The 25,808-nt window shown below is 73.0% G+C and carries 26 protein-coding genes and 1 tRNA gene; 9 read left to right on the top strand and 18 right to left on the bottom strand.

All coding sequences use genetic code 11. The features are described 5' to 3' along the window. Positions 1–189 precede the first annotated feature (189 nt). A complete protein-coding gene (locus CKY47_RS12180; RefSeq protein ID WP_306745834.1) occupies positions 190–1,410 on the top strand; it encodes an acetyl-CoA C-acetyltransferase in 1,221 nt (406 codons plus the stop codon). A 143-nt stretch (positions 1,411–1,553) separates the two neighbouring features. On the opposite strand, the gene CKY47_RS12175 is transcribed toward CKY47_RS12180, so the two are convergent. Further along, on the bottom strand, positions 1,554–2,378 hold the full coding sequence (locus CKY47_RS12175) for a Bax inhibitor-1/YccA family protein (protein ID WP_306745833.1): 825 nt from the start codon (positions 2,376–2,378) through the stop codon (positions 1,554–1,556). Positions 2,379–2,609: 231 nt separating this feature from the next. On the opposite strand from CKY47_RS12175, the gene CKY47_RS12170 reads away from it, so the two are divergent. From CKY47_RS12170 to CKY47_RS12145, 6 genes are all read left to right on the top strand, one after another. Beyond that, the gene (locus tag CKY47_RS12170; RefSeq protein ID WP_306745832.1) at positions 2,610–4,037 is read left to right on the top strand and encodes an MSCRAMM family protein; all 1,428 of its coding nucleotides are present in this window, start codon (positions 2,610–2,612) and stop codon (positions 4,035–4,037) included. 17 nt (positions 4,038–4,054) lie between these two features. Further along, on the top strand, positions 4,055–4,765 hold the full coding sequence (locus CKY47_RS12165) for a class F sortase (protein WP_306745831.1): 711 nt from the start codon (positions 4,055–4,057) through the stop codon (positions 4,763–4,765). A 34-nt stretch (positions 4,766–4,799) separates the two neighbouring features. Further along, on the top strand, positions 4,800–5,963 hold the full coding sequence (locus tag CKY47_RS12160) for a polysaccharide deacetylase family protein (protein WP_306745830.1): 1,164 nt from the start codon (positions 4,800–4,802) through the stop codon (positions 5,961–5,963). A gap of 76 nt (positions 5,964–6,039) precedes the next feature. Beyond that, positions 6,040–7,320: a sensor histidine kinase gene (locus tag CKY47_RS12155; protein WP_306745829.1), complete on the top strand. Its 1,281-nt coding sequence runs from the start codon at positions 6,040–6,042 to the stop codon at positions 7,318–7,320. Then, positions 7,272–7,919, top strand: a complete 648-nt coding sequence (locus CKY47_RS12150) for a LuxR C-terminal-related transcriptional regulator (protein WP_306745828.1) — start codon at positions 7,272–7,274, stop codon at positions 7,917–7,919. Before CKY47_RS12155 ends, CKY47_RS12150 begins: the two co-directional genes overlap by 49 nt. A gap of 55 nt (positions 7,920–7,974) precedes the next feature. Further along, on the top strand, positions 7,975–9,606 hold the full coding sequence (locus tag CKY47_RS12145) for a DUF885 domain-containing protein (RefSeq protein ID WP_306745827.1): 1,632 nt from the start codon (positions 7,975–7,977) through the stop codon (positions 9,604–9,606). 131 nt (positions 9,607–9,737) lie between these two features. Here the strand turns inward: CKY47_RS12145 and CKY47_RS12140 are convergent. The 12 genes from CKY47_RS12140 to CKY47_RS12085 form a co-directional block, all read right to left on the bottom strand. Then, positions 9,738–9,811, bottom strand: a tRNA-Leu gene (locus tag CKY47_RS12140). Between the two features lie 87 nt (positions 9,812–9,898). Continuing rightward, the gene (locus CKY47_RS12135) at positions 9,899–10,969 is read right to left on the bottom strand and encodes a SagB/ThcOx family dehydrogenase (RefSeq protein WP_306745826.1); all 1,071 of its coding nucleotides are present in this window, start codon (positions 10,967–10,969) and stop codon (positions 9,899–9,901) included. Further along, on the bottom strand, positions 10,950–12,020 hold the full coding sequence (locus tag CKY47_RS12130) for an ATP-grasp domain-containing protein (protein ID WP_306745825.1): 1,071 nt from the start codon (positions 12,018–12,020) through the stop codon (positions 10,950–10,952). Before CKY47_RS12130 ends, CKY47_RS12135 begins: the two co-directional genes overlap by 20 nt. Positions 12,021–12,079: 59 nt before the next feature. Next, positions 12,080–12,202 carry a hypothetical protein gene (locus CKY47_RS12125; protein ID WP_306745824.1) on the bottom strand — a complete coding sequence of 41 codons (123 nt, stop codon included), beginning with the start codon at positions 12,200–12,202 and terminating at the stop codon, positions 12,080–12,082. A 194-nt stretch (positions 12,203–12,396) separates the two neighbouring features. Beyond that, positions 12,397–13,722: an NAD(P)/FAD-dependent oxidoreductase gene (locus CKY47_RS12120; protein ID WP_306745823.1), complete on the bottom strand. Its 1,326-nt coding sequence runs from the start codon at positions 13,720–13,722 to the stop codon at positions 12,397–12,399. A gap of 170 nt (positions 13,723–13,892) precedes the next feature. Then, positions 13,893–14,468: a hypothetical protein gene (locus tag CKY47_RS12115; RefSeq protein WP_306745822.1), complete on the bottom strand. Its 576-nt coding sequence runs from the start codon at positions 14,466–14,468 to the stop codon at positions 13,893–13,895. Continuing rightward, a complete protein-coding gene (locus CKY47_RS12110) occupies positions 14,465–15,820 on the bottom strand; it encodes a DUF58 domain-containing protein (protein ID WP_306745821.1) in 1,356 nt (451 codons plus the stop codon). Before CKY47_RS12110 ends, CKY47_RS12115 begins: the two co-directional genes overlap by 4 nt. Continuing rightward, positions 15,817–16,794, bottom strand: a complete 978-nt coding sequence (locus tag CKY47_RS12105; RefSeq protein ID WP_306745820.1) for an AAA family ATPase — start codon at positions 16,792–16,794, stop codon at positions 15,817–15,819. Before CKY47_RS12105 ends, CKY47_RS12110 begins: the two co-directional genes overlap by 4 nt. Beyond that, positions 16,791–17,255, bottom strand: a complete 465-nt coding sequence (locus tag CKY47_RS12100; protein WP_306745819.1) for a hypothetical protein — start codon at positions 17,253–17,255, stop codon at positions 16,791–16,793. The genes CKY47_RS12105 and CKY47_RS12100 overlap by 4 nt, the downstream gene beginning before the upstream one ends. Further along, complete coding sequence (locus CKY47_RS12095; RefSeq protein ID WP_306745818.1) at positions 17,252–17,911, bottom strand: DUF4129 domain-containing protein; 660 nt, start codon at positions 17,909–17,911, stop codon at positions 17,252–17,254. The genes CKY47_RS12100 and CKY47_RS12095 overlap by 4 nt, the downstream gene beginning before the upstream one ends. Before the next feature lie 172 nt (positions 17,912–18,083). Then, positions 18,084–18,335, bottom strand: a complete 252-nt coding sequence (locus CKY47_RS12090) for a hypothetical protein (RefSeq protein ID WP_306745817.1) — start codon at positions 18,333–18,335, stop codon at positions 18,084–18,086. A 162-nt stretch (positions 18,336–18,497) separates the two neighbouring features. Continuing rightward, positions 18,498–19,202 (bottom strand): uracil-DNA glycosylase, encoded by a 705-nt coding sequence (locus tag CKY47_RS12085; RefSeq protein WP_306745816.1) that lies wholly within the window; start codon positions 19,200–19,202, stop codon positions 18,498–18,500. A 30-nt stretch (positions 19,203–19,232) separates the two neighbouring features. Here CKY47_RS12085 and CKY47_RS12080 point away from each other — a divergent pair, with 30 nt between their 5' ends. Further along, positions 19,233–20,717: a S10 family peptidase gene (locus CKY47_RS12080; RefSeq protein WP_306745815.1), complete on the top strand. Its 1,485-nt coding sequence runs from the start codon at positions 19,233–19,235 to the stop codon at positions 20,715–20,717. Between the two features lie 45 nt (positions 20,718–20,762). On the opposite strand, the gene CKY47_RS12075 is transcribed toward CKY47_RS12080, so the two are convergent. Next, positions 20,763–21,224, bottom strand: a complete 462-nt coding sequence (locus CKY47_RS12075; protein WP_306745814.1) for a helix-turn-helix domain-containing protein — start codon at positions 21,222–21,224, stop codon at positions 20,763–20,765. A 127-nt stretch (positions 21,225–21,351) separates the two neighbouring features. Here CKY47_RS12075 and CKY47_RS12070 point away from each other — a divergent pair, with 127 nt between their 5' ends. Continuing rightward, a complete protein-coding gene (locus CKY47_RS12070; RefSeq protein WP_306745813.1) occupies positions 21,352–21,906 on the top strand; it encodes an RICIN domain-containing protein in 555 nt (184 codons plus the stop codon). Between the two features lie 55 nt (positions 21,907–21,961). Here the strand turns inward: CKY47_RS12070 and CKY47_RS12065 are convergent, their stop codons facing one another. The 4 genes from CKY47_RS12065 to CKY47_RS12050 are packed head-to-tail and all read right to left on the bottom strand — an operon-like array spanning position 21,962 to position 25,760. Beyond that, the gene (locus CKY47_RS12065) at positions 21,962–22,957 is read right to left on the bottom strand and encodes an ABC transporter ATP-binding protein (RefSeq protein WP_306745812.1); all 996 of its coding nucleotides are present in this window, start codon (positions 22,955–22,957) and stop codon (positions 21,962–21,964) included. Then, positions 22,950–23,936 carry an ABC transporter ATP-binding protein gene (locus CKY47_RS12060; RefSeq protein WP_306745811.1) on the bottom strand — a complete coding sequence of 329 codons (987 nt, stop codon included), beginning with the start codon at positions 23,934–23,936 and terminating at the stop codon, positions 22,950–22,952. The genes CKY47_RS12065 and CKY47_RS12060 overlap by 8 nt, the downstream gene beginning before the upstream one ends. A gap of 8 nt (positions 23,937–23,944) precedes the next feature. Continuing rightward, positions 23,945–24,844 carry an ABC transporter permease gene (locus CKY47_RS12055; protein ID WP_306745810.1) on the bottom strand — a complete coding sequence of 300 codons (900 nt, stop codon included), beginning with the start codon at positions 24,842–24,844 and terminating at the stop codon, positions 23,945–23,947. Continuing rightward, the gene (locus tag CKY47_RS12050) at positions 24,837–25,760 is read right to left on the bottom strand and encodes an ABC transporter permease (RefSeq protein ID WP_306745809.1); all 924 of its coding nucleotides are present in this window, start codon (positions 25,758–25,760) and stop codon (positions 24,837–24,839) included. Before CKY47_RS12050 ends, CKY47_RS12055 begins: the two co-directional genes overlap by 8 nt. Positions 25,761–25,808 lie beyond the last annotated feature (48 nt).

Below are 25,808 nucleotides of genomic sequence, written 5' to 3'. Positions count from 1 at the left end.
GCCCTTCCACTTCTTGAGACGACCCGCTGAGCGTATATCGCGGCAGCGGCCGCCGGCCCGGTGGACGATGGACGGGCGAGGTGGGAGGGGGGTCGGACGCGGCGTCGTTGGTCACGAGTGGTGGCCGCGCTGAACAGGCGTTAACTAGGCTGCACGTCACACGCCGCGGCGAAACAAAGGAGTTCCGTGATGCCGGAAGCCGTGATCGTCTCCGCCGCCCGGTCGCCCATCGGGCGCGCGGGCAAGGGATCGCTCAAGGACGTGCGCGCCGACGACCTCACCGTGCAGGTCCTCGAGGCCGCGCTGGCGAAGGTCCCGGAGCTGGACCCCGCCGACATCGACGACCTCATGCTCGGCTGCGGGCTGCCCGGCGGTGAGCAGGGCTTCAACATGGCCCGCGTCGTCGCCGTGCTCGCCGGGCACGACAACCTGCCCGGCACCACCGTCACCCGCTACTGCGCGTCCAGCGTGCAGACGACCCGCATGGCCCTGCACGCCATCAAGGCGGGCGAGGGCGACGTGTTCGTCAGCGCGGGCGTCGAGACCGTGTCGAGCTTCGCCCGGGGCTCGTCGGACTCGTGGCCCGACACGCACAACCCGCTGTTCGCCGAGGCCGAGGGCCGCACGGCGACGACCGCCCAGGACGGCGCGGACGAGTGGGTGGACCCGCGCGAGAACGGCTCGCTGCCCGACATCTACATCGCCATGGGCCAGACCGCCGAGAACCTCGCCCGCCTCAAGGGCGTCTCCCGCCAGGAGATGGACGAGTTCGGCGTCCGCTCGCAGAACCTCGCCGAGCAGGCCATCGCCAACGGCTTCTGGGCCCGCGAGATCACCCCGATCACCCTGCCGGACGGCAGCACGGTGTCCGCCGACGACGGCCCGCGCGCCGGCGTCACCCTGGAGGGCGTCTCCGGGCTCAAGCCGGTGTTCCGGCCCGACGGCCGCGTGACCGCGGGCAACTGCTGCCCGCTCAACGACGGCGCGGCGGCCCTGGTGGTCATGAGCGACACCAAGGCCAAGGAGCTGGGCATCACGCCGCTGGCGCGGATCGTGTCGACCGGCGTGTCCGGGCTGTCGCCGGAGATCATGGGGCTCGGCCCGGTGGAGGCGTCCAAGCGGGCGCTGAAGCTCGCGGGCCTGTCCATCGGCGACATCGACCTGGTGGAGATCAACGAGGCGTTCGCCGCGCAGGTCATCCCGTCCTACCGGGACCTGGGCATCGACCTGGACCGGCTGAACGTCAACGGCGGCGCGATCGCGGTGGGCCACCCGTTCGGCATGACCGGCGCCCGGATCACCACGACGTTGATCAACTCGCTGCGGTTCCACGACAAGCAGTTCGGCCTGGAGACCATGTGCGTGGGCGGCGGCCAGGGCATGGCGATGGTGATCGAGCGGCTCAGCTAGGACGTGCCACGGGGTCGTGAACGTAGAACTCACGGGCCCTGGACGTACGACTCGCGGGGCCTGGACGTACGACACTCGGTGGACGACGAGGGCGCCCCGGCCGATCGGCCGGGGCGCCCTCGTCGTGTGCGCGGTGCGGGAGGTCAGTCGCCGCTCTGGAGGTAGGAGAGCAGGCGCAGGATCTCCAGGTAGAGCCACACCAGGGTGGTCATCAGGCCGAACGCCGCCCACCAGGCCCACTTCGACGGGACGCCCGAGCGGATCATCTCGTTCGCCGACTCGAAGTCGAGCAGGAAGTTGAACGCGGCGATGCCGATCACGATGAGCGAGAACACGATGGCGAGCGTGCCGCCGTCGCGCAGGCCCATGTTGACGCCGAACAGGCCCATCACCAGGTTGCCGAGCATCAGCACCGCGGCGCCGACGGTCGCGCCGATGATCCACTTGGTCAGGCGCGGCGTGACGCGGATCGCACCCGTCTTGTAGACCACGAGCATGGCGCCGAAGACACCGAACGTGCCGAGGATGGCCTGCCAGGCGATGCCCGGGAAGAAGCTCTCGAACACACCGGTGATGCCACCGAGGAACACGCCCTCGGCCGCCGCGTAGGTCAGCACCAGCGGAGCGCTCGGCTTCCGCTTGAAGATGATGACCAGCGACACGACCAGGCCGATGATGAGGCCCGGCAGCATCAGCGCGAAGGGCGCGACCTGGCCGGACAGCACCAGCCACGCCGAGATGAAGCCGGTGACCAGGGTGAGCGCGAGGGTCATCGCGGTCTTGGTCACCACGTCGTCGATGGTGATCGGGCGCTCGCCGGCGACCGGCGGCGCGCCCTGGTAGCCGCCGTACTGCTCGGCCCCGTACTGCTGCTGCCCGTACGGCTGGTCGTAGGGCTGGCCGAATCCTGCCTGCTGTCCGCCGCCTGTCGGCAGGTTGCGGAACGCGGGGTTGCTGGTGGTGCGCACCTCGTCCTCCTGTGGCGTTCTTACGCCGTCACGGGGTCCAACGACCACACGAGTCGATTCGTTCCCGTCGGGTAAAAGTGACTTTACTCGGGCTGTCGATCTCACATCCACACCCCTGTGGCGGAGCGTAGTCGGAGATCCACCCCCCTGGAGGCTTGTCGCGGCGATCACCCACCCGTAAGGCTGCCAGCGGCAGCTCTTACGGACGCGCCCGAGGGGTAACTGAAAATCATGAGGCGGAGACGACTCGCCGGTGCCGCGTTGGCCGCCGGCGTGGCCCTGCTCACCCTGCCCGCCACGGCGGACGCCGATCCGAAGGAGGGCCTCGGGTACGAGGTGGCCGCCCAGGGCTACCAGGGCAAGCCCGCGGGCCGGGGGGACTGGCTCGGCTCCTACGAGTGGAACGGCCAGCGCGTCTGGTGCGTGCAGTACTCGCTGCTCGCCCCGGACAGCGACGTCCCCTACAAGGACGGTGACGAACTGCTCACCAAGGGCGGCGCGCCGCTGCCCGCCGACCTCGCCGCGAACATCTCCTACCTCCTGCTCCGCTACGCGAACACGACCTCGCCCGACGAGGCCGCCGCGCTCGCGCACCTGCTGCACACGTGGACGGCGGCCCCGGACCCCGCGCGGGGCATCTCACTGGACCCGGCGAGCGACTTCCGGCACATCGCCTACAACGAGCAGTTCCACTACGACCAGCTGGGCAGGCCCGAGTTCGGGCAGGCGCAGAAGGCGGTGGACCGGCTGCGGGCCGACGCCGAGGCCAACCGCGGGCCGTGGGCGGCCAAGGTCAGCGCGCCGGAGGAGGACCAGGTCATCGGCAGCCCCGACACGTGGGTGGTGGACGTCACCAAGACCGGTGGCGGCCAGGTCACCGGCCTGCCGGTGACCGTCGAGCTGACCGACGCCACCCTGGAGGACGGCTCGACCACGGGGCAGCTCACCACGCCGACCGACGGCGAGGCGCTCGCCGTGAAGGTCGTGCCGACCGGCCCGAACCCGTCGTTCAGCGTCTCGCTCAACGGCCCGGCCGACCGGCCGCGCGTGCAGGTCCCCGCGAACAACGCGGACATGCAGCGGATCGTCACCACCGGCGGCGAGAAGCCGCTGGCGGCGAACGCGTCGACCACCGCGAAGACCGCGCCCGGCGTCGTCCAGGTCGCCAAGACCGACGAGGAGACCGGCAAGGCCATCGCGGGCGTGGCGCTGAAGGTCACCGCCGCCGACGGCACGACGCCGGCCAAGCGGCAGGACGACACGGACCTGACCGGCCCCGAGGGCCAGCCGATCGTGCTCCAGAGCGGCGCGGACGGCCTGGCGACGGTGCCGGACCTGCGCACCCCGCAGGAGATCTGCGTCATCGAGGTCGCCGCGGCCAAGGGCTACCAGGAGCACTTCGACCCGAACGCCCCGCCGAAGGCGTGCGGCCGGGTGGAACCCGGGCAGACCCTGTCCGTGGCGCTGAAGAACAAGCCGGACAAGCCGATCGTGCCCATCACGATCCCGGCCGGCGCGGACGGCGCGGGCGTCGTGGCCACGGCGTCGTTCACGTCCGAGGTGCGCACCGGCGGCCTGGTCGGCTTCGGCGGCGTGCTGCTGGTCGGCGTCGCGCTGCTGGGCCTGCTGGCCCGGCGTCGGGCCGCCGAGCGGGCCTGAGACCGGATGACGCGCACGTGAGAGCACTGGTGACCGGCGTGGCGGTGGCGGCCCTGCTCGCCTCCGCCGCGCTGGTCGTCACCCGTTCCGCCGAGGTCGTGCCCGCCGGGGCACCCGTCCCGGCGGACGCGGTCGTGCCGCACCCGCTGGGCGACAGCGCCCGCTCGGGCCGGGGCGCGGACCTGGCCGGGCTGCCGGTCGGGGCGAACGCGCCCGCGTCGCCCCCGCCGCCGTCCGCGCAGCCGCCCGCCCAGCAGGAGCAACAACAGCAGCAACAGCAGCCGGCGCAGCAGCGGCCCGGCACGGTCCGGCTCCCGCAGGGCGGGCTGGCGACGCTGGTCCGCGAGGAGGTCACCGCCGACGGCGTGCTGCCGGTGCCGGAGGGCGTGGGCGAGGCGACGTGGTGGGGCGTGGACCTGGGCGCGGCCGAGGGCGCCACGGTCCTGGCCGGGCACGTGAACTGGAAGGGCATGACCGGCCCGTTCGACGAGCTGTGGCGCTCGGCCGCGGGGCAGCGGGTCACCGTGGTCGACACCGCGGGGAAGTCCTTCGCCTTCACCGTCACGCAGGTCGAGGCGGTCCGCAAGGACGACCTGCCGAACCGGGCCGTCGAGCTGTTCGGGCCGCGCGGGCCGCACCGGCTGGTGCTGGTGACGTGCGGCGGCCGGTGGGTCGGCGGCGGCACCGGTTACGAGGAGAACCGCGTGGTGATCGCGACGCCGGCGTGACGCGAGGCAACCTCCGACGGCACCGGGTCGTCCTGTGGTTGTGAAGCGATGGGGCTGGTTGTCGACGGGCGTCGCGCTGGCGCTCACCCTCGTGGTGCTGGCCGTGCTGGGCGCCCGCGACCCGGGGCCGACCACCGACGCCGGCGACCTCGCCGCCCCCCTCCCGATGGCGCCGCGCCCCACCGGCGGCACGTCCGCGGCCGCCGCGCCGACCGTCCCGATGCCCGCCACCCCGCCGTCCTGGATGCGCCGGATGCAGCCCGGCGAGAAGCCGCCCCAGTTCGTGCTGTTCTCCTTCGACGGCGCGGCGTCCAAGCCGCACTGGGACCGGATCATGCCGCTCGCCGCCGGCGTGGGCGCGCACGTCACCGGCCTGCTGTCGGGCGTCTACCTGATCCCGGACGACGACGCCGCGACCTACACCGGCCCCGGTCACCGGCCGGGCTACTCGTCGATCGGGTTCGGCGGGTCCCGCGCCGACGTGGAGCTGCGCATCGGCTACCTCAACGCCGCGATCGCCGCCGGCCACGAGATCGGCACCCACTACAACGGCCACTACTGCACGGGCGACGAGCCGAACGTCGGCAGCTGGGACACCGCGCAGTGGAACGACGAGCTGGACCGGTTCTTCGCGATCGTGGAGCAGGCGCGGCAGCGGGGCTTCGCGCTCGACCCGGCGAACGTCCGGGGCGGGCGCACGCCCTGCCTGGAGGGCGACTGGGACCAGGCGTTCCCGGCGATGCGGGGCCACGGCCTGGTCTACGACACCAGCCACGTGAGCCTGGGCGTGGTGTGGCCCTACGTGCGCGACGGCGTGTGGGAGTTCCCGATGCCCGAGGTCCGCGTGCCCGCCCTGGGCAAGCAGGTCGTGATGATGGACTACAACCTCTGGTTCGCGCTCAACGGCGCGAAGGAGGAGCCGCACCGGGCCGCGGACTTCACGCAGGTCGTGCTGGACACGTACCGCTCGGTGCACCAGGCGGCGTTCAACGGCAACCGCGCGCCGATCGTGATCGGCAACCACTTCAACGAGTGGGCCGGCGGGGCGTTCAGCGGTGCGGTGGAGGGGTTCCTCGGCGAGGTGTGCGCGAAGCCCGAGACGGTGTGCGCGACCTACACCGAGGTCGTGCAGTGGATGCAGTTGCAGGACCCGGTGGTGCTCGACCACCTGCGCCGCATCCCGGCCGCGATCAACTGACCCGGGGTCCGCGGGGACGCGAGTCGGGGGGTTGGCCCCACCGCGCCGGCGGGGTCGGACCGGAAGAATCCGGGGCATGACGGACCACGACCTCGTGCGCGACGCCCGCGCCCGGATCGCCCAGGCCGCACGGGGGCTCGTGCGGACACCGCTGTGCCTGGTGGGGCTGCCGCTCGTCCCGCTCCAACTGGTCACCTACCCGATGATCCTGGTGACCGTGGGGGTGCCGCTGCTGCTCCTGGTGACCGCCCTGGTCCGGCGCTACGCCGGGTTCTTCCGCGCCTGGGCGGGGAGGGTGCTCGACACCGAGGTCCCGCCGCCCTACCGGCTGCCCGCCAACCGGGGCCCGATGACCCGGGTCCGCACGATCGCCACCGACCCGGCGACGTGGCGCGACCTGGCGTTCCTGCCGGCGAACGCGGTCGCGGGCGTGTTCTTCGGCGTGCTGCCCCCGGCCCTGTGGCTGGGCGGCGCCTTCGGGTTCCTGGTGCCGCTGCTGTGGCTGGCGGGCGCGCGGGAGGTCGAGTTCAACCTCGTCGACGCCGACACCCCCGGCGGTTTCGTGGTGGCCCCGTTCCTGGGCGCGGCCTACCTGGCGGCGGCCTGGTGGGCCACGCCGCGCGCCGCCGTGCTGCACGCCCGCGTGGTGAAGCTGCTGCTCGCGCCGAGCGCGACCGCCGCGCTCACCGACCGGGTCCGCGCGCTGTCCGACTCGCGCGCCGACACGGTCGACGCCCAGGCCGCCGAGCTGCGCCGCATCGAGCGCGACCTGCACGACGGCGCGCAGGCCCGCCTCGTCGCCCTCGGCATGAGCCTGGGCATGGCCGAGGAGCTGCTGGCCCGCGACCCGCGGGCGGCCCGCGAGCTGCTCGTCGAGGCCCGGCAGTCGTCGTCGCTGGCGCTGGCCGAGCTGCGCGACCTCGTGCGCGGCATCCACCCGCCGGTGCTCGCCGACCGGGGCCTCGACGGCGCGGTGCGCGCCCTGGCCCTGGCGCACCCGCTGCCGGTGGAGGTGGACCTGGAGCTGGACGGCCGCCCCGAGGCGCCGGTCGAGTCGGCCGCCTACTTCGCGGTCGCCGAGAGCCTGACGAACGTGGCCAAGCACAGCGGCGCGACCGGCGCGTGGGTCCGCGTCCGGCACGAGGGCGGCAGGCTGGCCCTGATGATCGGCGACAACGGGCGCGGTGGGGCGGAACCGGCCGAGGGCGGCGGTCTGCGCGGGATCGAGCGCCGGCTCGCCGCGTTCGACGGCACACTCGGGGTCGCGAGCCCGGTGGGCGGGCCGACCATCGTGACCATGGAGCTGCCGTGCGAGTTGTCCTCGGTGAAGACCTCGTCCTCCTCCGGGACGGCCTGATCCGGCTGCTGCGGGCCTACGACTTCGACGTCGTCGAGGCGGTCGGCTCCGGTCCCGCGCTCCTCGACGCCCTCCTCGACCACCGCCCGGACGTGGCGGTGGTCGACGTGCGCCTGCCGCCGACGTTCACCGACGAGGGCCTGCGCGCGGCGATCGAGGCGCGCAAGCAGGTGCCCGGCCTGCCCGTGCTGGTGCTCTCCCAGTACGTCGAGCAGCTGTACGCGCGGGAGCTGCTGTCCGACCGGGGCGGCGCGGTCGGCTACCTGCTCAAGGACCGGGTGTCGGACGTGCGGCAGTTCGTGGGCGCGATCCGCCGGGTCGCCGCGGGCGGCACCGCGATGGACCCGGAAGTCATCACGCAACTGCTCGCGCGGGGCGCGCGCGACCGCCCGCTGACCACGTTGACCCCGCGGGAGCGGGAAGTCCTCTCGCTGATGGCGGAGGGCCGTTCGAACGGGGCGATCGCGACGCGCCTGTTCGTGACGGAGAAAGCGGTCGGCAAACACATCGCGAACATCTTCGGGAAGCTCGGGCTGCCGATGTCCGAGGACGACAACCGGCGGGTGCTCGCGGTCCTCGCCTATTTGGACGGGGTGTAAATCGTTTCTTAGGCTAAGTACCATTCGGTTTCCCACCACGGACCAAGGGGAGCGCATGGCTACGACCGCCGAGTTGGCCGACGAACTGCTCGACCTGGTGTTGTCCCACTCGCCGCTGGGCGCGACGGTGAACGGCGTGCCGGGCTACGACCACCTCCTGCCCGACCACCGGGCCGGGACCGAGGAGGCGATCCGGGCGCGGGCCCTGGACATCGCCGCCCGCGCCCGCGCGCTGCCCGCCGACGACGACCCGGTGACCGCGTCCGTGGTCGTGCGGCAGGCCGAGGCGCTGGTGGACCACCTCGACGCGCGCGGCGTGGAGTACACCATCACCGACTCGTTCTTCGCCCCGGCGGGCGAGGTGCTGACCGTGCTGCCGATGACCGCGCTGTCCGGCGAGGAGTCCGAGCGGGCCTACCTGGACCGGCTGGCCGCGGTGCCGGAGTTCCTGCGCCGGGTGGCGGAGCGGCACCTGGACGGCGCGACGGCGGGCCGCACGCCCGTGCGGCACCTGGTGGACGCGGCCGTCGCGCACCTGGACCGCTACCTGGCCGCCGACGAGGACCCCCTGGCCCGGCCCGCGGGCGGCGAGGCGTTCACCACGCAGCGGGACCGACTGCTCGCCGAGGTCGTGCGGCCCGCGTTCGCCGAGTACCGCGACGTCGTCGCCGGCCTCGACGCCCGGCCCGAGGACCGCGCGGGCCTGAGCTGGCTGCCCGGCGGCGACGCGACGTACGCGGCGCTGGCCCGCGTGCGGACGACGACCGACCGCACGCCGGAGGAGCTGCACCGGACCGGCCTGGACGTGATGGCGAAGCTCCGCGACGAGTACGCCGAGCTGGGCGCCCGCGTGTTCGGCACGTCCGACCCGGCCGAGGTCTTCGAGCGGATGCGCACCGACCCGGAGCTGCGCTGGGCCTCCGAGGAGGAGCTGCTCGGCGCCGCCCGCGAGGCCGTGACCAGGGCGGAGGAGGCCGCGCCGCGCTGGTTCGGCAGGCTGCCGGAGCAGCGCTGCCAGGTCGAGGCGGTGCCCGCCGCCGACGCGCCGGGCGCGCCCACCGCGTACTACATGCCGCCGTCGCTGGACGGGACGCGGCAGGGCACCTACTTCGCGAACACCCACCGCGTCGAGGAGCGGTTCCGCTACCAGGCCGAGGCCATCGCGTTCCACGAGGCCGTGCCGGGGCACCACTTCCAGATCACGCTCGCCCAGCAGCTCACCGACCTGCCGCTGCTGCGCCGCGTCGCCGGCTTCACGGCCTACTCGGAGGGCTGGGGCCTCTACACCGAGCGGCTGGCCGACGAGATGGGCCTGTACTCCTCGGACGTGGCCCGGCTGGGGATGCTGGCGCTGGACTCGATGCGCGCCGGGCGGCTCGTCGTGGACACCGGCCTGCACGCGCACGGCTGGAGCAGGCAGCGGGGCGTGGACTACCTGCGCGAGAACACGCCGCTGGCGCTCGTGGAGATCGAGAACGAGGTCGACCGCTACCTCGCCGCGCCCGGCCAGGCGCTGGCGTACATGGTGGGCAGGCTGGAGATCCTGCGCATCCGCGAGGAGGCCGAGCGGGCGCTGGGCGACCGGTTCGACATCCGGGCGTTCCACGACGTGCTGATCGGCGGCGGCGCCCTGCCGCTGTCCGTGCTCGGCGAGGTCGTCGCCGACTGGGTGCGCGCCCGCGGGTGACGGCACGTGGGGGACCCCGGAACGGGGTCCCCCACGCGGCACGCCGATACCGGTGCGGGTGAAACCGGCACGTCGTATGGGTGCCGTGTTCGGCCACCAGGCGGATGGGTGAACTCGAAGCACGCTTGACGTGCCCCCGACGGGATTCGAACCCGTACTGTGACTCTTTTAAGGAGCCTGCCTCTGCCCATTGGGCTACGGGGGCAGCCGGGAGCTTAAGCCGTTACCCAGCGTTCGTGGGGCGGGTTCACAACAAGTCGCCCGCACGGCTCAATGCCAACCGCTATTGCGCTCATTCGGGTAATGGCCCCAGCGCGCTCATCCCGAGTACGACTTCGTGATAAGCGTCACAGCCGAGTGCCTGTTCCAGCAGCTCATCCCGCAATGCTGCGGTGAAGCCGATACCAAAACCCAGAGCAGAAGCAACCAGATATGCGGTTTGCGACAGATGGCCGACGTCCATTTGGACAACACGGTAAGCCCGTGACGTGTCGTAACGCCATCTAGTCCGTTCGAGCAGTCCGGTGTACGCGATCACCACCGGCGCGCCCCCGACCCAGTCCTGGTCCCCCGCCGCCGCGGCCATCTCCGCCGGCCCCCAGCACACCCCGATCGGCTCCAGCGCGTGCGCGAGCCCGTCGTAGTGGTGCCACCCGTCGTCCAGCCCGACGACGCCGCGCGCGTGCAGGTACAGCTCCACCGGGTGCCGCCCGCCGCCGGACGGGCTGGTCTTGAACACCGTCCCGGTGCGCCCGATGCGCGACCGGGCGGGGGACGGGCCGCCGAGCACGGCCAGCAGCTCGCCCAACCGCGCCGCGGTGACGGGGGCGTCGCCGAACTCGCGCGTCGTGCGACGGGCCAGCAGCACGTCCAGCAGGCCCCGCCCGCCCCAGTCGGGCTCCTCCGGCAGCGGTGGCAGCGGCACGGCGGGGCCGCCGGTGCTGCGGAACGGCGGGGGCGGCGGCTCCACGGCGAGCTTCGCCTCCAGCGCGGCGTCGTGCTCGTCGGAGCCCTGGTACGGGGCGTCGGCCAGGGTGCGGCTGGCGAAGTGGAAGTGCCGGGCCGACGGCCCCCACCCGCGCCAGCCGGCGATCAGGCGGCGCTCCTCCTCGTGGCGCGGCGAGCCCTCCACGACCAGCACGCCCGCCTCGACCAGCTCGTCGACCACCTTGCGCAGCGCGACCCGGTCCGCCTCCTCCAGCGGGGCCAGCAGCTCGTCGACGTCGGTGAACCCGGTGAACTTGCGGCACAGCAGCTCCGCGGTCTCGCTGATCGCGAACTGCCGGTGGTGGAGGTAGTCGTCCCAGACCACGGCGCCGTCCTGGTAGAACAGCGTCGCGTGCTCAGCGACCTTTGCCCGCACCCAGGAGCTCCTTGAACCGCGCCGCCACCCACCCGTGCACGGCCTGCGACACCCGGTCGTCACCGGCGCGGTGCTCGAACCAGCGCCAGTCGCAGTTGACGTTGACCTCCAGGAACACGTGGTCGCCGCCCGCGACGAGCAGGTCGAACGCGGCCACCTGGAGCCGCCAGTGCCGCGCCAGCGCCAGCAGCCGGTCGGCCAGCCCGCGCGACACGTCGACCGGGCTCACCCGGACCGCGCCGGGGTCCACCCACAGCTGCGCCGGGTCCAGCTTGTCCACCTGGAAGGCCAGGCACTCCTCCCCGACCACGAACACCCGCAGCTCGGTCTCGGACGGCACGTACTCCTGCACGATGACCGGCGCGGACTCGGGCACGTCACCGGCGCGGCTGGTCTCCAGCGGGCGCGGGAACAGACCGTGCTGCATGCCGGGGCGCGGTTCGAGCAGGTGGCGGCCGGAGGTCTTGACGATGCACCGCGCGCCGCCGGGCCGGGTGCGACCGGGCCTGGTGGTCACCGCGGTGCGCGGCACGCGCAGCCCGAACGCGGCGGCGTCCGACAGCTGGGTGAGCCGGTCGAGGTGGGCGGTCGCCCGGCTGGGGTTGACGTGCGCCCAGTCGCCCCGGCTGGCCAGCCAGTTCGCCACCGCGCCCCACTGGTCCACGGCGTACGCGCCGGCCAGCGTGCCGGGTTCGACCGGGATGGACGCCAGCTCGAAGTGCCTGCGCCAGACCAGCAGCGGGCGCAGCAGCCAGCGGTCCAGCTCCAGCAGCGGCTGGTCGGTGTAGACGGTGAGGGGGAGGTCCGTCGAGCGGTCGGCGTCGATGCGGGCCATCCGGATGCCGCGCTCGGCGAGCGCGATGGAGAGCTCGTTCATCTCCATGTCGGCGGCGCGGGCCAGGACGAGCACGCAGGGCACGGGACTGCCGTCGCCCTCGTCGACCATCCCGAGCTTGTGCACCTGCTCCTGGAAGTCCAGGTTCTTCGGCTGGGAGCGGAAGAGGTAGTCCTGGCCTTGCAGCAGCAGCGGGGTGGGCCTGACCGGGGGCACGGCTCTGACGGCGTCGGCCGGGGGGACTGGTTCGTCCCCCCGGCCGGCAGCGGTCATGCTCAGTCGTCTTTCTTGCTGTTGAAACGCTTTTCCGCGGTGGCGTACTCCGCGGAGTACTCTGCCAGCGCGCGATCCTCGATCTCACCGCGGCGAAGCTGTGCGGCCAGCTCCTCGAGAGACATCGCGGTCACCTCTCTCCCACTGTGCATCACGCATTCAGGCGATACACCAGCCGTATTCTCGGGTTCACGTTACGCAATGTCAAGACAACAGCGTGGACATTAGCCCGATCGGGCGCTCAAGTTGAGACGCTGAGCCAGACGGCTCCCGCATCACCGCGCCCGAACGGCGGAGCGTCACGAGGACCGTTCGCATTTCAGCTCTTGGTCGCGCGGTCGAACTCGGCCTTCGGCTCGTGGATCTGACCGAGCGCGACGACCTCGCGCCCCGAGAACAGCGCCTGCGTCCAGTCCACGAACACCCGGAACTTCCGGTTGACCGTGGGCATGAACATCACGTGGTAGGAGCGGTGCATGAACCACGCGACGACGCCCTTGAGGCGGATGCCGTACACGTCCGCGACGCCCTTGTAGAGGCCGAGCCCGGCCACCGAGCCCACGTACTTGTGGTGGTAGTCCTTCGGCTTGCCGCCGCGCAGGCTCGCCACGATGTTCTTCGCGAGCAGCTTCGACTGGCGGATGGCGTGCTGCGCGTTGGGCACGCAGGTCGCCGTCGGGTCCTCCTCGGTGCGCGACAGGTCCGGCACGGCCGAGCAGTCGCCGGCGGCCCACACGCCCGGCAGGCCCACGACCTGCATGGCGGCGGTGCACTGCACGCGACCGCGCGGGTCCAGCGGCAGGTCGGTGTCGCGCAGCATCGGGTTGGCCTTCATGCCGGCCGTCCAGATGATGGTGTCCGAGTCGAACTCGGTGCCGTCGTCGAGGACGACGCGGCCGCCCTCCATCGACTTCACCCGGGTGTCGAGGTAGCACGTGATGCCGCGCTTCTCCAGCTGCTCGACCGTGTAGACGCCGAGCCGGGCGCTCACCTCGGGCATGATCCGGTTGGTCGCCTCGACCAGCACCCAGTGCATGTCCGAGTGCTCGAGGCCCTCGTAGTAGCGCAGCGCGTAGCGGGCCATGTCCTCCAGCTCCGCCAGCGTCTCGATGCCCGCGAAGCCGCCGCCGATGACCACGAAGCTCAGCAGGCGCTTGCGCAGCTCCGGGTCGTTCGTGCTGGCCGCCTGGTCCAGCCGCGACAGCACGTGGTTGCGCAGGTAGATGGCCTCACCGATGGTCTTCATGCCGATGCCGACCTCGGGCAGGCCGGGGATCGGCAGGGTGCGCGAGATGGCGCCCAGGGCCGAGACCAGCACGTCGTACTCGAACTCCTCGACGTGGCCGTCGGCGAGCGAGACCGTGACGGTCTTGCGCGAGTGCTCGATCTTCGTCGCGCGGCCGGTGACGACGTGGCAGCGGTTGAGCACCTTGCGCAGCGGCACCACGACGTGGCGCGGCTCGATGGAGCCGGCCGCCGCCTCGGGGAGGAACGGCTGGTAGGTCATGTGCGGCTGGGGGTCGATCACCGTCACGGACGCCTCGCCGGAGCGCAGCTTCCTCTGCAGACCCAGCGCGGTGTACATACCGACGTACCCACCGCCGACGATCACGATCCGTGTGGGTTGCGACTTCACAGCAGCCATACACACATGGTCCCACCGGGAGGGGCACCGGCGCGCATCGACGAGGCCCGTTGTGACCACTGTCGCCGGGTGACGGTGACCACCCCGCCGCTGACCAGGGCGGAGAGGCGAACCCGCTGAGAGGAACGATCCAGACGACCAGCTCGCGCTGAGCCCGGGAGCCCTTTTCCTCAGCCCCTCCGGCGCAGCAGGAGGACCACCCCGACGGCGAGGCCGACGGCGCACAGCAGCCCGATCACCTCGACCGGCGCGTCCGTCCGGCCGCCCGGCGACAGGAGCACCACGCCGCCGAGGGCGAACACCCCCAGCTGCACGCCGGCGAACCTCCTCGCCGGCGCCCTCAACGCTTCCGGGTGAACGCGGGACCGGACCGGCACGAGCGCCGCGTAGGCCGCCAGCAGGTGCAGCAGGTGCAGCAGCACGACCAGCGCGAACACCGCCGGCCAGCGCGGCTCGTCGGACACGAACACGATCGCCGCCGCCGGGTAGGCGATCAGCAGCGCGACCGCCGCGGACGCCGGGATCGCCGCCGCGGCGGCGGCCAGCACCAGGTAGAGGACGAGCGCGAGCCCCTCGACGCCGTTCGCGGCGAGCACCCCGGCCACGGCGGCGCAGACCGCGACGACGGCCGCCCGCAGGGTCCACCCCGGCAGGCCCCGCCCCAGCCGCGCGACCGGTCGCCCCCGGTCGGCCCCGCGGCCCTCCCCCGGGCTCGTCTCCCCCGGGTCCGTCTCCCGTGCGCTCACCGCGCCACCCTCCGCGCCACCCTCCGCGCACCGCGCGCCTGCCGCAGCACGTCCGCGATCGGCGCGCCCCACGCGACGACGGCCACGCCGTGCCGCCGCATCGCCTCCAGCCGCACCTCGTGCTCCAGCCCGACGACCGCCGCCGCGGCCTCGCCCCACGGGGAGTCCCGGTCGGCGCGCAGCGGCGAGGGCAGCACGTCCACCGCCAGCACGACGTTGCCGCGCCGGGCGGCGTGCACGGCCAGCTCCACCGCGTCCGCGTCCAGGAACGTCGACAGCACCACCACCAGCGCGCCGTGCGGCACCTGCTCGGGCCGCAGCACGAGCCGCTGCGCCCACCCGGCGGACCGAGCGCACACCACGAGCTGGTTGCGCAGGCGCAGCAGCTGCCGCCGCCCCGCGCCGGGCCGCACGCCGAGCTGCGGCCGGCCCAGGTCGGCCAGGCCCACCCGGTCGCCCTGCCGCAGGTAGCCGGCGGCCAGCGACGCCGCCGCGCGCACCGCGAGGTCGAGGCTGCCGCCGCGCCGCACCGTGGCGTCGCGCACCGCCGCCGACCACTCGCCCAGCTCCGCGCCCACGTCCAGGCGGGTGTCCAGGGCGAGCACGACGTCCGCGTCGGCCTCCGCGTGGTGCTCGCGGACGTGCAGGTTCGCCCCCGCGGGCGACCCGGCCATCGCGCCGCTGCGCAGCGACACCCGCCAGTCGACGCGCCGCAGCCGGTCACCCGGCTGGAACAGCCGGATGTCGCGCAGCTCCACCGAGTCGCCCGGTCTCCGCGACCGGTGCGCGCCGACCAGGCCCACCGCCCGCGCGGGCAGCAGGCCGGCGGGCAGCGCCTCCACCGGCGGCAGGATCACCCGGCCACGCTCGGGCGCCGTGACGGGACCGTGCACGAGCAGCGCGTCCGGTCCCGCGACCAGGTGGTCGGGCCGCAGGTCGACGCCCTCGCCCCACGCGCCGCGCCGCAGCACGACCTCGATCTCGCGCGGCCCGGCGGCCAGCAGGTGCACCGGGCCGATGCCCTCGCCCGCGGCGGGCAGCCGGATCGCCAGCAGCTCGGCGCCCCGGCCGGGGTCGACCACGACGGCGGACGTCGCCGCGCCGACCTCGCCCGTGCGGGGCAGGCCGCGGACCGCGACCTCGGGCGTGCCGCCGACCGGCGCGGTCAGCGCGAGCAGCGTCGACACCAGCAGCGGCGCGCCGATCAGCACCAGCTCGACCCGGTGCAGCAGCCCTCCGACGACGACCAGGCCGACCCCCAGCGCGAGGCCCCGCACCAGGGCGTCGGTGGCGTGCCAGTGCGCGCCCCGGCCGCCGGTGAACGCCTCCCGGAGCCGCTGGGGCCGGTTCACCTGCTGCTCGCCGGGCCGGGCACCCGCCCCAGCAGCTCGGTGACCACCTCCACGCCCGTGGTGCCGGACGTCCACGTCTCCGGGCGCAGCGTCAGGCGGTGCGCCAGCGCGGGCACCGCGCACTCCTTCACGTCCTCGGGCAGCACGTAGTCGCGGCCGTCGAGCACGGCCAGGGCGCGGGCGACGAGCACCAGCGCCTGCGCGCCGCGCGGTGACGCCCCGACCTCGACGGCGCCGTGCCCCCGGGTCGCCGAAGCCAGGTCGACGCAGTAGCGCAGCACGTCGTCGTCCACGGCGACCCGTTCGACGCCCTGCTGGAGCAGGCGCAGCCGCTCCGTGTCGAGCACCGGTTCCACCTCGGTCTCCTCGCGCTGCCGGACCAGCCTGCGGCGCAGCACCTCGACCTCCTCCTCGGGCGGCGGGTAGCCGATGTCCAGGCGCAGCAGGAACCGGTCGAGCTGGGCCTCCGGCAGCGGGTAGGTGCCCTCGTACTCGACCGGGTTCGCGGTGGCCAGCACGTGGAAGGGGCGAGGCAGCGGGAACGTGCGGCCCTCGACCGTGACCTGCCGCTCCTGCATGGCCTCCAGCAGCGCGGACTGCGTCTTGGGCGGGGTGCGGTTGATCTCGTCGGCCAGCAGCAGGCCGGTGAACAGCGGGCCCTCGCGGAAGGTGAACCCGCGGTCGGCCGGGTCGTAGAGGAACGAGCCGGTCACGTCCGCGGGCAGCAGGTCGGGCGTGCACTGGAGGCGGGTGAACTCCAGCTTCAGCGCCTGCGCGAGGCTGCGCGCCATCAGCGTCTTGCCCAGGCCGGGCACGTCCTCCAGCAGCACGTGGCCGCCGGCGAGGATCGCCGCGAGCGCGAGCCGCAGCGACCGCTCCCGGCCCACGACGACGGTGCCGACGGCGGCCAGCACGGCCTTCGCCTCGGTCGCGATGGCACCGGGCTCGATGGCACCGGGCGTGGGCGCGTTCACAGCTCCTCCAGGAGGTCGACGAGCCTCGCGGGCTCGGGCAGCGGCGCGGTCGGGTCGGTGAGCAGGCGGTGCAGCTCGGGGCCGAGGACGCCGGCCGCCCTCGGGTCGTGCACGTCCGGGATGCCGTGCCGCTGCCGCAACCGGGCCTCGGCGAGGCGGCGCAGGCGCGGCTGGACGCGGGTGGCGAAGCGGTCCTGGTCGACGGCGGCCTCGGCGAGCCGCCCGGCGAGCGCGCTCGCCTGCGTGGTGGTGGCCCCGGCGACGTGCGCGGGCGGCGGCGACCAGACGACGTCGGTGGCGCGCGGCAGGCGTGCGACGAGCAGCGCCACCCCGCCCGCGGGCAGCGCGCACAGCACCGCCCAGTGCACCGGCGCCCCGAACCTGGTCAGCGCGAAGGCGGTGACCGCGGCGGCGGCGGCGGCCAGCACGCAGGCCCGGCCGAGCCCGGCGAGGGGCGTCACCCGAGGTCCCGCACGACGCGCTCCAGGGCCGAGGCGGCCGTGCGGGCGTCCTCCTCGGTCACCTCGGCGGTGCCGAACCGGGCGCGCTGGTAGACGCGCCGCAGCGTGCCCGCCGCGTCCTCGTCGACCCGGTGGCGGGTGAGCAGCTCCCCGGTGAACTCGGTGGGCGTCTGGTGCCCCTTCCGGGGGACCCCGCTGTCCTCGGCGGCGCGTTCCAGCGCGAGCCAGGCGGCGACCACCGCGTCCCCCGGCGGCCCGCCCCGGTTGTCCCGCAGGTCGGCCAGCGCCTCGGCGGCGCGGCGCAGCAGGATCGCGGACGCCTCCGCGCGGCCGGGGTCGAGCACCGGCGCGTCGACCACCCCGCCGCGTCCCGCGCGACGGCGGCGGCGGTGCAGGCCGAGCGAGAGCAGCAGCCCCACCACGACGATCAGCGTCACCGCGACCAGCACGATCAGCAGCGCGGCGAACGACCCGCCGACCACCGAGCCGGCCATGCCGGTGTCCGGCTCGTCGGTGGTGGGCGCGGGCGGCGGCGGGGCGTCGACCGCGCCGCCGGGCAGGTCCGCGTACCGGACCGGCGACGAGCCGCGCGCGGCCAACGCCACCAGGACGAGGGCCGCCCCGGTGAGGAGCACGATCGCGAGCCGGGGCTTCATGGTCCCAGGATGCCGTGCGCCCCACATCACCCGCCCGGCATTCGGCAGAACCCCTACGAGTGAATCCCGGCAGCGATCCTGGCGGCGCGGAGTTCTCGGCGGGATCGCGTGTTCGTGGACGTGTTCCGCCTTCTCCCGCGAAGCAGTCGAGCACCTCCACACCCGCCACCCGTCAAGCCGCCTCGGTGACCCTGTCCCCCGGGGCGAGCACCTCGCCGAGAGAGGCCCGCACCCCTTCAGCGGCGTTCGGCGTGACGGCTTCCTGAGCGGTCCGGGAGTCGGCTGACCCGGAGTTCCACACGGCGTCGGCGGCGGCCCTCAGGTCCTCTCGTCCTCCCTTGTCGTAGACGTGGCGGAAGAAGCGGAGCCTGAGCGCGTGCCCCGCCAGCCCCATCAGCGCTGCTGCGAACGTGGCGACGGCCATCCACAAAGCGAACCTCCGATGGTGAAAACCCTTGAAACAGCAAAGCCCCCCACGGGTACACCCGTGGGGGGCTTCTACGATTTCCCAATCCTGCCAACAGGACGGCGCTCTGTCAACGATCACCGAGTATGAGAACGGGCAACTCACCGCACGCCGGTTCGGTCAAGAACCTACTCCGGCCGCCTCTTTCGCGGCGCGCAGGACGTCGCGCGCCATCGACTGGGTCAGGCGACCCGTGAAGGTGTTCTGCTGGCTGACGTGGAAGCAGCCGAACAGGTGCAGCGGCTCGCCGTCGTCGTGCGCCTCCAGCACCACGTGCGCGCCGTGGCCGAACACCGGGCGCGGGCGGGGGACCGCCCAGCACGACGCCAGCACCGGCAGCAGGGCCTGCCAGCCGAACCCGCCGAGCACGAGCACCGCCCGCAGCGTCGGCCGCAGCAGCTCCAGCTCCCTGACCAGCCACGGACGGCAGTTGTCGCGCTCCTCAGGGGTCGGCTTGTTCTCCGGCGGGGCGCACTTGACCGGGGCCGTGATGCGGGTGCCGATCAGCTCCAGGCCGTCACCGGGGTGCGTGGCGGTCGGCTGGGTGGCCAGGCCCACGGCGTGCATCGCCTCGTACAGGAAGTCGCCCGAGCGGTCGCCGGTGAACATGCGGCCCGTGCGGTTGGCGCCGTGCGCGGCCGGGGCGAGGCCCACGATCGCCAACCGCGCGTCCGCCGGGCCGAACCCGGGCACCGGCCGCCCCCAGTAGACCTGGTCGCGGAACGCGGCCCGCTTGACCCGCGCGACCTCCTCGCGCCACGCCACCAGGCGGGGGCAGGCGCGGCAACTGGTAACGCGTTCGTCCAGGGCGGAAAGGTCGAGCACGGACCTCGGCTCCGATCGTAGAGTTCGACCATGACGGACAAGACCACCGACGAGCAGCCCGAGGACGCCGGGAAGGACTCCGCGCAGGACCTCCCCACCGACGACCTGGTCACCACCCGGCACAGCATCACCGTCAAGCGGCGCAAGCTGAACTACACCACGACCACCGGTCGGGTGGTGCTGCGCCAGGAGGTGCTGACCGAGGGCACGTTCGACGGGCACCAGCCGAAGGCCGAGGTCTTCGTCACCGCGTACACCCTGGACGGCGCCGACCCCGCGCGGCGGCCGGTGACGTTCGCGTTCAACGGCGGCCCCGGGTCCTCCAGCGTGTGGCTCCACCTGGGCCTGCTCGGGCCGCGCCGGGTGGTCTCCGGTGACGTGGGCGACCTGGCGCCCCCGCCGTACGACCTGGTCGACAACGCCGAGACGCTCCTCGCGCACAGCGACCTGGTGTTCATCGACCCGGTGTCCACCGGCTACTCGCGGGCCGTGAAGGGCGAGAAGCCGGGCCAGTACCACGGCTTCCAGGGCGACCTGGAGTCCGTCGGCGAGGTGGTCCGCCTGTGGACGTCGCGCAACGGCCGGTGGATGTCGCCGAAGTTCCTCGCGGGCGAGTCGTACGGCACGACCCGCGCCGCCGGGCTCGCCGACTACCTCCAGACCCGCTACGGCATGTACCTCAACGGGCTGATGCTCATCTCGTCCGTCCTGGACTTCACCACGCTGGACTTCAGCGAGGGCAACGACCTGCCGCACACCCTGTTCCTGCCCACGTACGCGGCGATCGCGCACTACCACGGCCTGCACGGCGACCGCCCGCTGGAGGAGGTGCTGGCCGACGCCGAGGACTTCGCCTCCCGCGACTACCCGTGGGCGCTGGCGCGCGGCAACCGGCTGACCGCCGAGGAGCGCGAGGCCACCGTGACCAGGCTCGCGTCCCTCACCGGCCTGTCGGTCGACTACGTGGACCGCGTGGACCTGCGGATCGAGCACGTCCGGTTCTTCACCGAGCTGCTGCGCGACCGGCGCCAGGTCGTCGGCCGGCTGGACTCGCGCTTCACCGGCCCGGAGGACGACTACGGCCGCGAGCACTTCAGCCAGGACCCGTCGTACTCGGCGATCCTCGGGCCGTACACGGCGGCGCTGAACCACTACGTGCGCGCCGAGCTGGGGTACGAGAACGACCTGCCGTACGAGATCCTGACCGGCAACGTGCGTCCGTGGTCGTACAAGGAGTTCGAGGGCAAGCACGTCACGGTGGCCGACAAGCTGGCGGCGGCGATGCGCGCCAACCCGCACCTGAAGGTCCACATCGCCTACGGGCACCTCGACGGCGCGACCCCGTACTACGCGGCCGAGCACGTGGTGGCGCACCTCCGCGTCCCCGCCGCGCTGCACGCCAACATCGAGCACGCCTACTACCCCGCCGGGCACATGATGTACGTCCACGAGCCCAGCCGCGTGCAGCAGTCGAAGGACCTGGCCGCCTTCGTCCAGTCCGCCTCGAACCGCTGATCCCGTCCCGGCGCGGTGGTCGCGTCACCACCGCGCCGGGACGCGTCAGTCCACGTCGGACGAAACCTGCCCCTCGGGGCCGGACCGCCCGGGGTCACCCGACCGCTCGGGGTCGCCGAGTCGCTCGATGAGCCGGGCGACCGCGGCCAGGGCCACCGGCGAGAGGCCGGCCAGGCGGGCGTTGACGTCCGGCACGCCGTACTTCTCCCCCGCCTCCCGGAGCCGCCGGGCGGCGGCGAGGGCGGCGAGTTGGTCGTCGGCGACGTCGTCCTCGTCGAGGAAGTAGGCGACCCGGACGCCGAAGTAACGGGCCAGGGCCTCCAGCGTCTCGACCTTCGGGTTGACCTCCTGCCCGGTCCGCAGCTTCCACACCGTCGTCCGCGACTTGCCGATGGCCTCGCCGATCACCTGGTCCGCGACGGACGCCTCGCCGTCGCACTTCGCCTTCTCGTCGATCAACCTGCTCAGCGCCTGCGCCAGGGTGCGCCGCGCTCCCGAAGGTGGCACAGGACCTCCTCGTCGTACCCCAACAGCACGTGACACAGATCACATCTTGTTCATTAAACTTTACTCAACGTCTTGAGCTGCACCTTCGCTACGTTGAGTGTGCTCACTCCGATACGAGGGGGAAGTCATGCGCAAGCTCTTCGCCAGTTTAGTTCTCACCCTGCTCAGCGTCCTGGCGCTCGTCGCCACGTCCTCGACCGCCACGGCCGCGCCCGCCGACGGCACGCCGGCCACCCCGTCCGCGGCGTCGGCGGTGGCCTCGCCGGCCGAGGCCACCGCCGACGGCCCGTGGTTCATGTACAACGGCAACAGCGGGAAGTGCCTGGTGGTGCAGGGCGGCGCCAACGGGGCAGGCGCCTTCCAGTACACCTGCACCTACCTCGCCGACCAGTACTGGGCGGTCGACGACAAGGGCGGCGGCACCTTCCAGCTGCGCAACCTGAACAGCAACAAGTGCCTGGTGGTGCAGGGCGGCGCCGACGGGGCAGGCGCCTTCCAGTACACCTGCGCCAACCTCGCCGACCAGTACTGGACAGCCGTCAACAAGGGCGGTGGCTACGTCCAGCTGCGCAACGTCAACAGCGGGAAGTGCCTGGTGGTGCAGGGCGGCGCCAACGGGGCAGGCGCCTTCCAGTACACCTGTACCGACCTCGCCGACCAGTACTGGCTCTTCTTCATCTGATCCGGCCGACGGGTGCGGGCCGACCTCCCGAGGGGTCGGCCCGCGCCGCGCCGCGTCACGGCACCACGTGGCGTTCCTCGGCGAAGTGGCACGCGCTCGGGTGGTCGCCGACCCGGGTGATCAGCGCCGGCTCCTCCGCCGCGCACACGTCCCGCGCCTTCCAGCACCGCGTGCGGAACCGGCAGCCCGACGGCGGGTCGATCGGGGACGGCACGTCGCCGGTCAGCCTGATCACGTCCCGCCGCCCGCGCAGCGACGGGTCCGGCACCGGCACGGCCGACAGCAGCGCCTGCGTGTACGGGTGCGTGGGGTGCTCGTAGATCTCCCGCTCGGTGCCGATCTCCACGATCTTCCCGAGGTACATCACGGCCACGCGGTCGGACAGGTGCCGCACCACGGACAGGTCGTGCGCGATGAACACGTAGGACAGCCCGAACTCGGCCTGCAACGACGCCAGCAGGTTCATCACCTGCGCCTGGATGGACACGTCCAGCGCGGACACCGGCTCGTCGCACACGATCACCTTCGGGCGCAGCGCCAGCGCCCGCGCGATGCCGATGCGCTGCCGCTGGCCGCCGGAGAACTGGTGCGGGTAGCGGTTGAGGTGCTCCGGGTTCAGGCCCACCACGTCGAGCAGCTCGCGCACCCGCCCGGCCCGCGACCCGCGCGGCGCCACCTCGGGGTGGATGTCGAACGGCTCGCCGACGATGTCGCCGACCGTCATCCTCGGGTTCAGCGACGTGTACGGGTCCTGGAGCACGATCTGCATGTCGCGCCGCCACGCCTTCAGGGCCGGACCGCGCAGCGGGAACACCGGCGCGCCCTCGAACAGCGCCGTCCCGGACGTGGGCGGCTCCAGGCGCATCAGCACCTGCGCGAGCGTCGACTTGCCGCACCCCGACTCGCCCACCACGCCCAGGGTCTCCCCCGCCCGCAGCGAGAACGACACGCCGTCCACGGCCCGCACGCGCCCGACCGTCCGCCGGAACAGCACCCCGCGCGTCACCGGGAAGTGCTTGACCAGGTCCCTGACCTCCAGCAGCTCAGCCACGGACGACCTCCTCCGCGAAGTGGCACGCACTGCCCCGCCCGACGCCGGGCACCGACCCCAGCGGCACGAACGCGGGCACGTCCACCGCGCACACGGCCTCGGCGCGCGGGCAGCGCGGGTGGAACGGGCACCCCGGCGGGATGCGCAGCAGGCTCGGCGGCAGCCCTCGGATGGTCTCCAGCGCCGAGTGCTTCGACGAGTCCAGCCTCGGCAGCGACCGCATCAGCGCCGCCGTGTACGGGTGGCCGGGCGAGCGGAACAGCGACACCGCGTCGGCCTCCTCCACGATCCGCCCCGCGTACATCACCGCGATCCGGTCGGCGACCTCCGCGACCACGCCCAGGTCGTGCGTGATCAGCACCAGCCCCATCGACCGCTCGCGCTGGATCTCCCGCAGCAGGTCCATGATCTGCGCCTGCACGGTCACGTCCAGCGCCGTCGTCGGCTCGTCGGCGATCAGCACCTCGGGGTCGAGGGCGAGCGCCATCGCGATCATCGCCCGCTGCCGCATGCCGCCGGAGAACTGGTGCGGGTACTCGCGCACCCGCTGCTTCGCCGACGGGATGCGCACCAGGTCCAGCAGCTCGACCGCCCGCGCCCGCGCCTCCTTGCGGGTCATCCCGCGCCGCAGCCGCAGCTGCTCCTCGATCTGGAACCCCACGGTGAACACCGGGTTCAGCGCGGACAGCGCGTCCTGGAAGATCATCGCCACGCCGGAGGCCCGCACCGCGCGCCGCCGCTCCGGCGAGGCGGTCAGCAGCTCCTCGCCGTGGAACCGCACGGAACCGCGGGTGACGAACGCGGGCGGCGTGTCCAGGATGCCCATGACGGCCTGCGCGGTGACGCTCTTGCCGGACCCGGACTCGCCGAGCACGGCCAGCGTCTCGCCCGCGTGCACGCGGTAGGTCACGCCGTTGAGGACCCGCGCCACGCCGTCGCGGGTGCGGAACTCCACGTGCAGGTCTTCGACTTCCAGCACAGCCCACCTCACCGCAACTTGGGGTCGAGGGCTTCGCGCACGGCGTCGCCCAGCATCACGAACGCCAGCACGGTCGCGGTCAGGAACCCGGCCGGGAACAGCAGGGCGTGCGGCGCCACCCGCAGGTAGTCCTTGGCGCTGTTGATCATCACACCCCACGACACGACGGGTTGCCGCAACCCGATGCCCAGGTAGGACAGGGTCGCCTCGGCCCCGATGAACGCGCCCAGCGCGATCGTGGAGTACACGAGCACGGGCGCGACGCAGTTGGGCAGCATGTGCTTGGCGATGATCCGGGACGACGGCGCGCCCAGCGCCCGCGCCGCCTTCACGTAGTCCTGCTGCTTGGCGGCGATGGCGGTGGACCGCATGATCCGCATGGCCACCGGCCAGGACAGCGCCGAGATCGACAGCACGACCTGCGCGACGATCCGCACCGGCCCGGCGTCACCGCCCGCGTTGAGGGTGGTGAGGATGACGATCGCGCCGAGCACGAACGGCACGCCCACGAAGACGTCGGCGATCCGCGACACCACCGCGTCGAGCCAGCCGCCGTAGAACCCGGCCAGCATGCCGATCGACGCGCCGACCAGCACGACGCCCACCGTGGACAGCAGACCGACCACGATGGACGCCCGCGCGCCGTGCACGACCCGCGTGTAGATGTCGTAGCCCTGGTTGTCGTAGCCGAACCACGCCTCCGACGACGGCGCGCCGCGCGAGCGGGACAGCTGCGCCAGGTTCGGGTCGCCGGACGCGAACAGCCCCGGGAACACGGCCATCAGCACGACCAGCAGGATGATCGACACGGCCACCCAGAACAGCGCGCGGTGGCGCAGGGTGTGCCAGGCGTCGCCGAACAGCCCGCGCGGGCGTTCCTCGACCAGTGAGGCGATCTGCTCAGTCATAGCGAATCCTCGGGTCCAGGACGGCGTAGAGGAGGTCCACCAGCAGCGTCATCAGCAGGTACACGAGCACCAGGACGGTCACCACGCCGGTCACCATCGCGCCGTCCTTGGTGAGGATCGACCGGAACACCAGGCCGCCGACGCCGGGCACGTTGAAGATTCCCTCGGTGACGATCGCGCCGCCGAGGAACGCGCCCAGGTCCGTGCCCAGGAACGTGATCACCGGGATCAGCGAGTTGCGCAGCAGGTGCACGCCCACCACCCGGCGCGGCGGCAGTCCCTTGGCCAGCGCCGTGCGCACGTAGTCCGCGCGCCGGTTCTCCGAGATGCTCGCCCGCGACAGCCGCGCCACGTACGCCATGGACAGCGACGCCAGCACGAAGCCGGGCACGATCAGGTTGCCGACCGTCGGCGACGTCACGGTCGGCGAGATCCAGCCGAGCTGGAGGCCGAACACGAGCTGCACCACGTACCCGGTGACGAACACCGGGATGGAGATCAGGAACAGCGTCGACACCAGCACGAGGCTGTCCAGGAAGCCGCGGTTGCGCAGGCCGGAGACCACGCCGGCGGTGATGCCGATGACGGCCTCGACCACCAGCGCCACCAGGGCGAGCTTGAGCGTGACGGGGAACGTGGCCGCGATCCGGTCGGCGACCTGGAGACCCGACGAGGTGAGCCCGAAGTCGCCCTGGAGCAGGTTCAGCAGGTACTTGCCGTACTGCACGAGCAGCGGGTCGTCGAGGTTGAACCGGTCCCGCATCGCCGACACGTACGACTCGGGGCAGTCGCGCTCGCCGCACTTGCCCTCGAACGGGTCGCCGGGGACCGCCCACACCATCACGTAGATCAGGAACGTCGTCCCGAGGAACACCGGGACCATCTGGAGCAGCCTGCGCAGCACGTAGCGCCCCAACGGAGCCTCCCACCGCCGGGGGCCGGTCCGCCGCCACCCCGCGGGGGG

The organism is Saccharothrix longispora, from assembly GCF_030852425.1.
GTDB classification, from domain to species: Bacteria; Actinomycetota; Actinomycetes; order Mycobacteriales; family Pseudonocardiaceae; genus Actinosynnema; species Actinosynnema longispora.
Note: the sequence above shows the minus strand (reverse complement) of the source record. Positions and strands in the feature narration are given on the sequence as shown.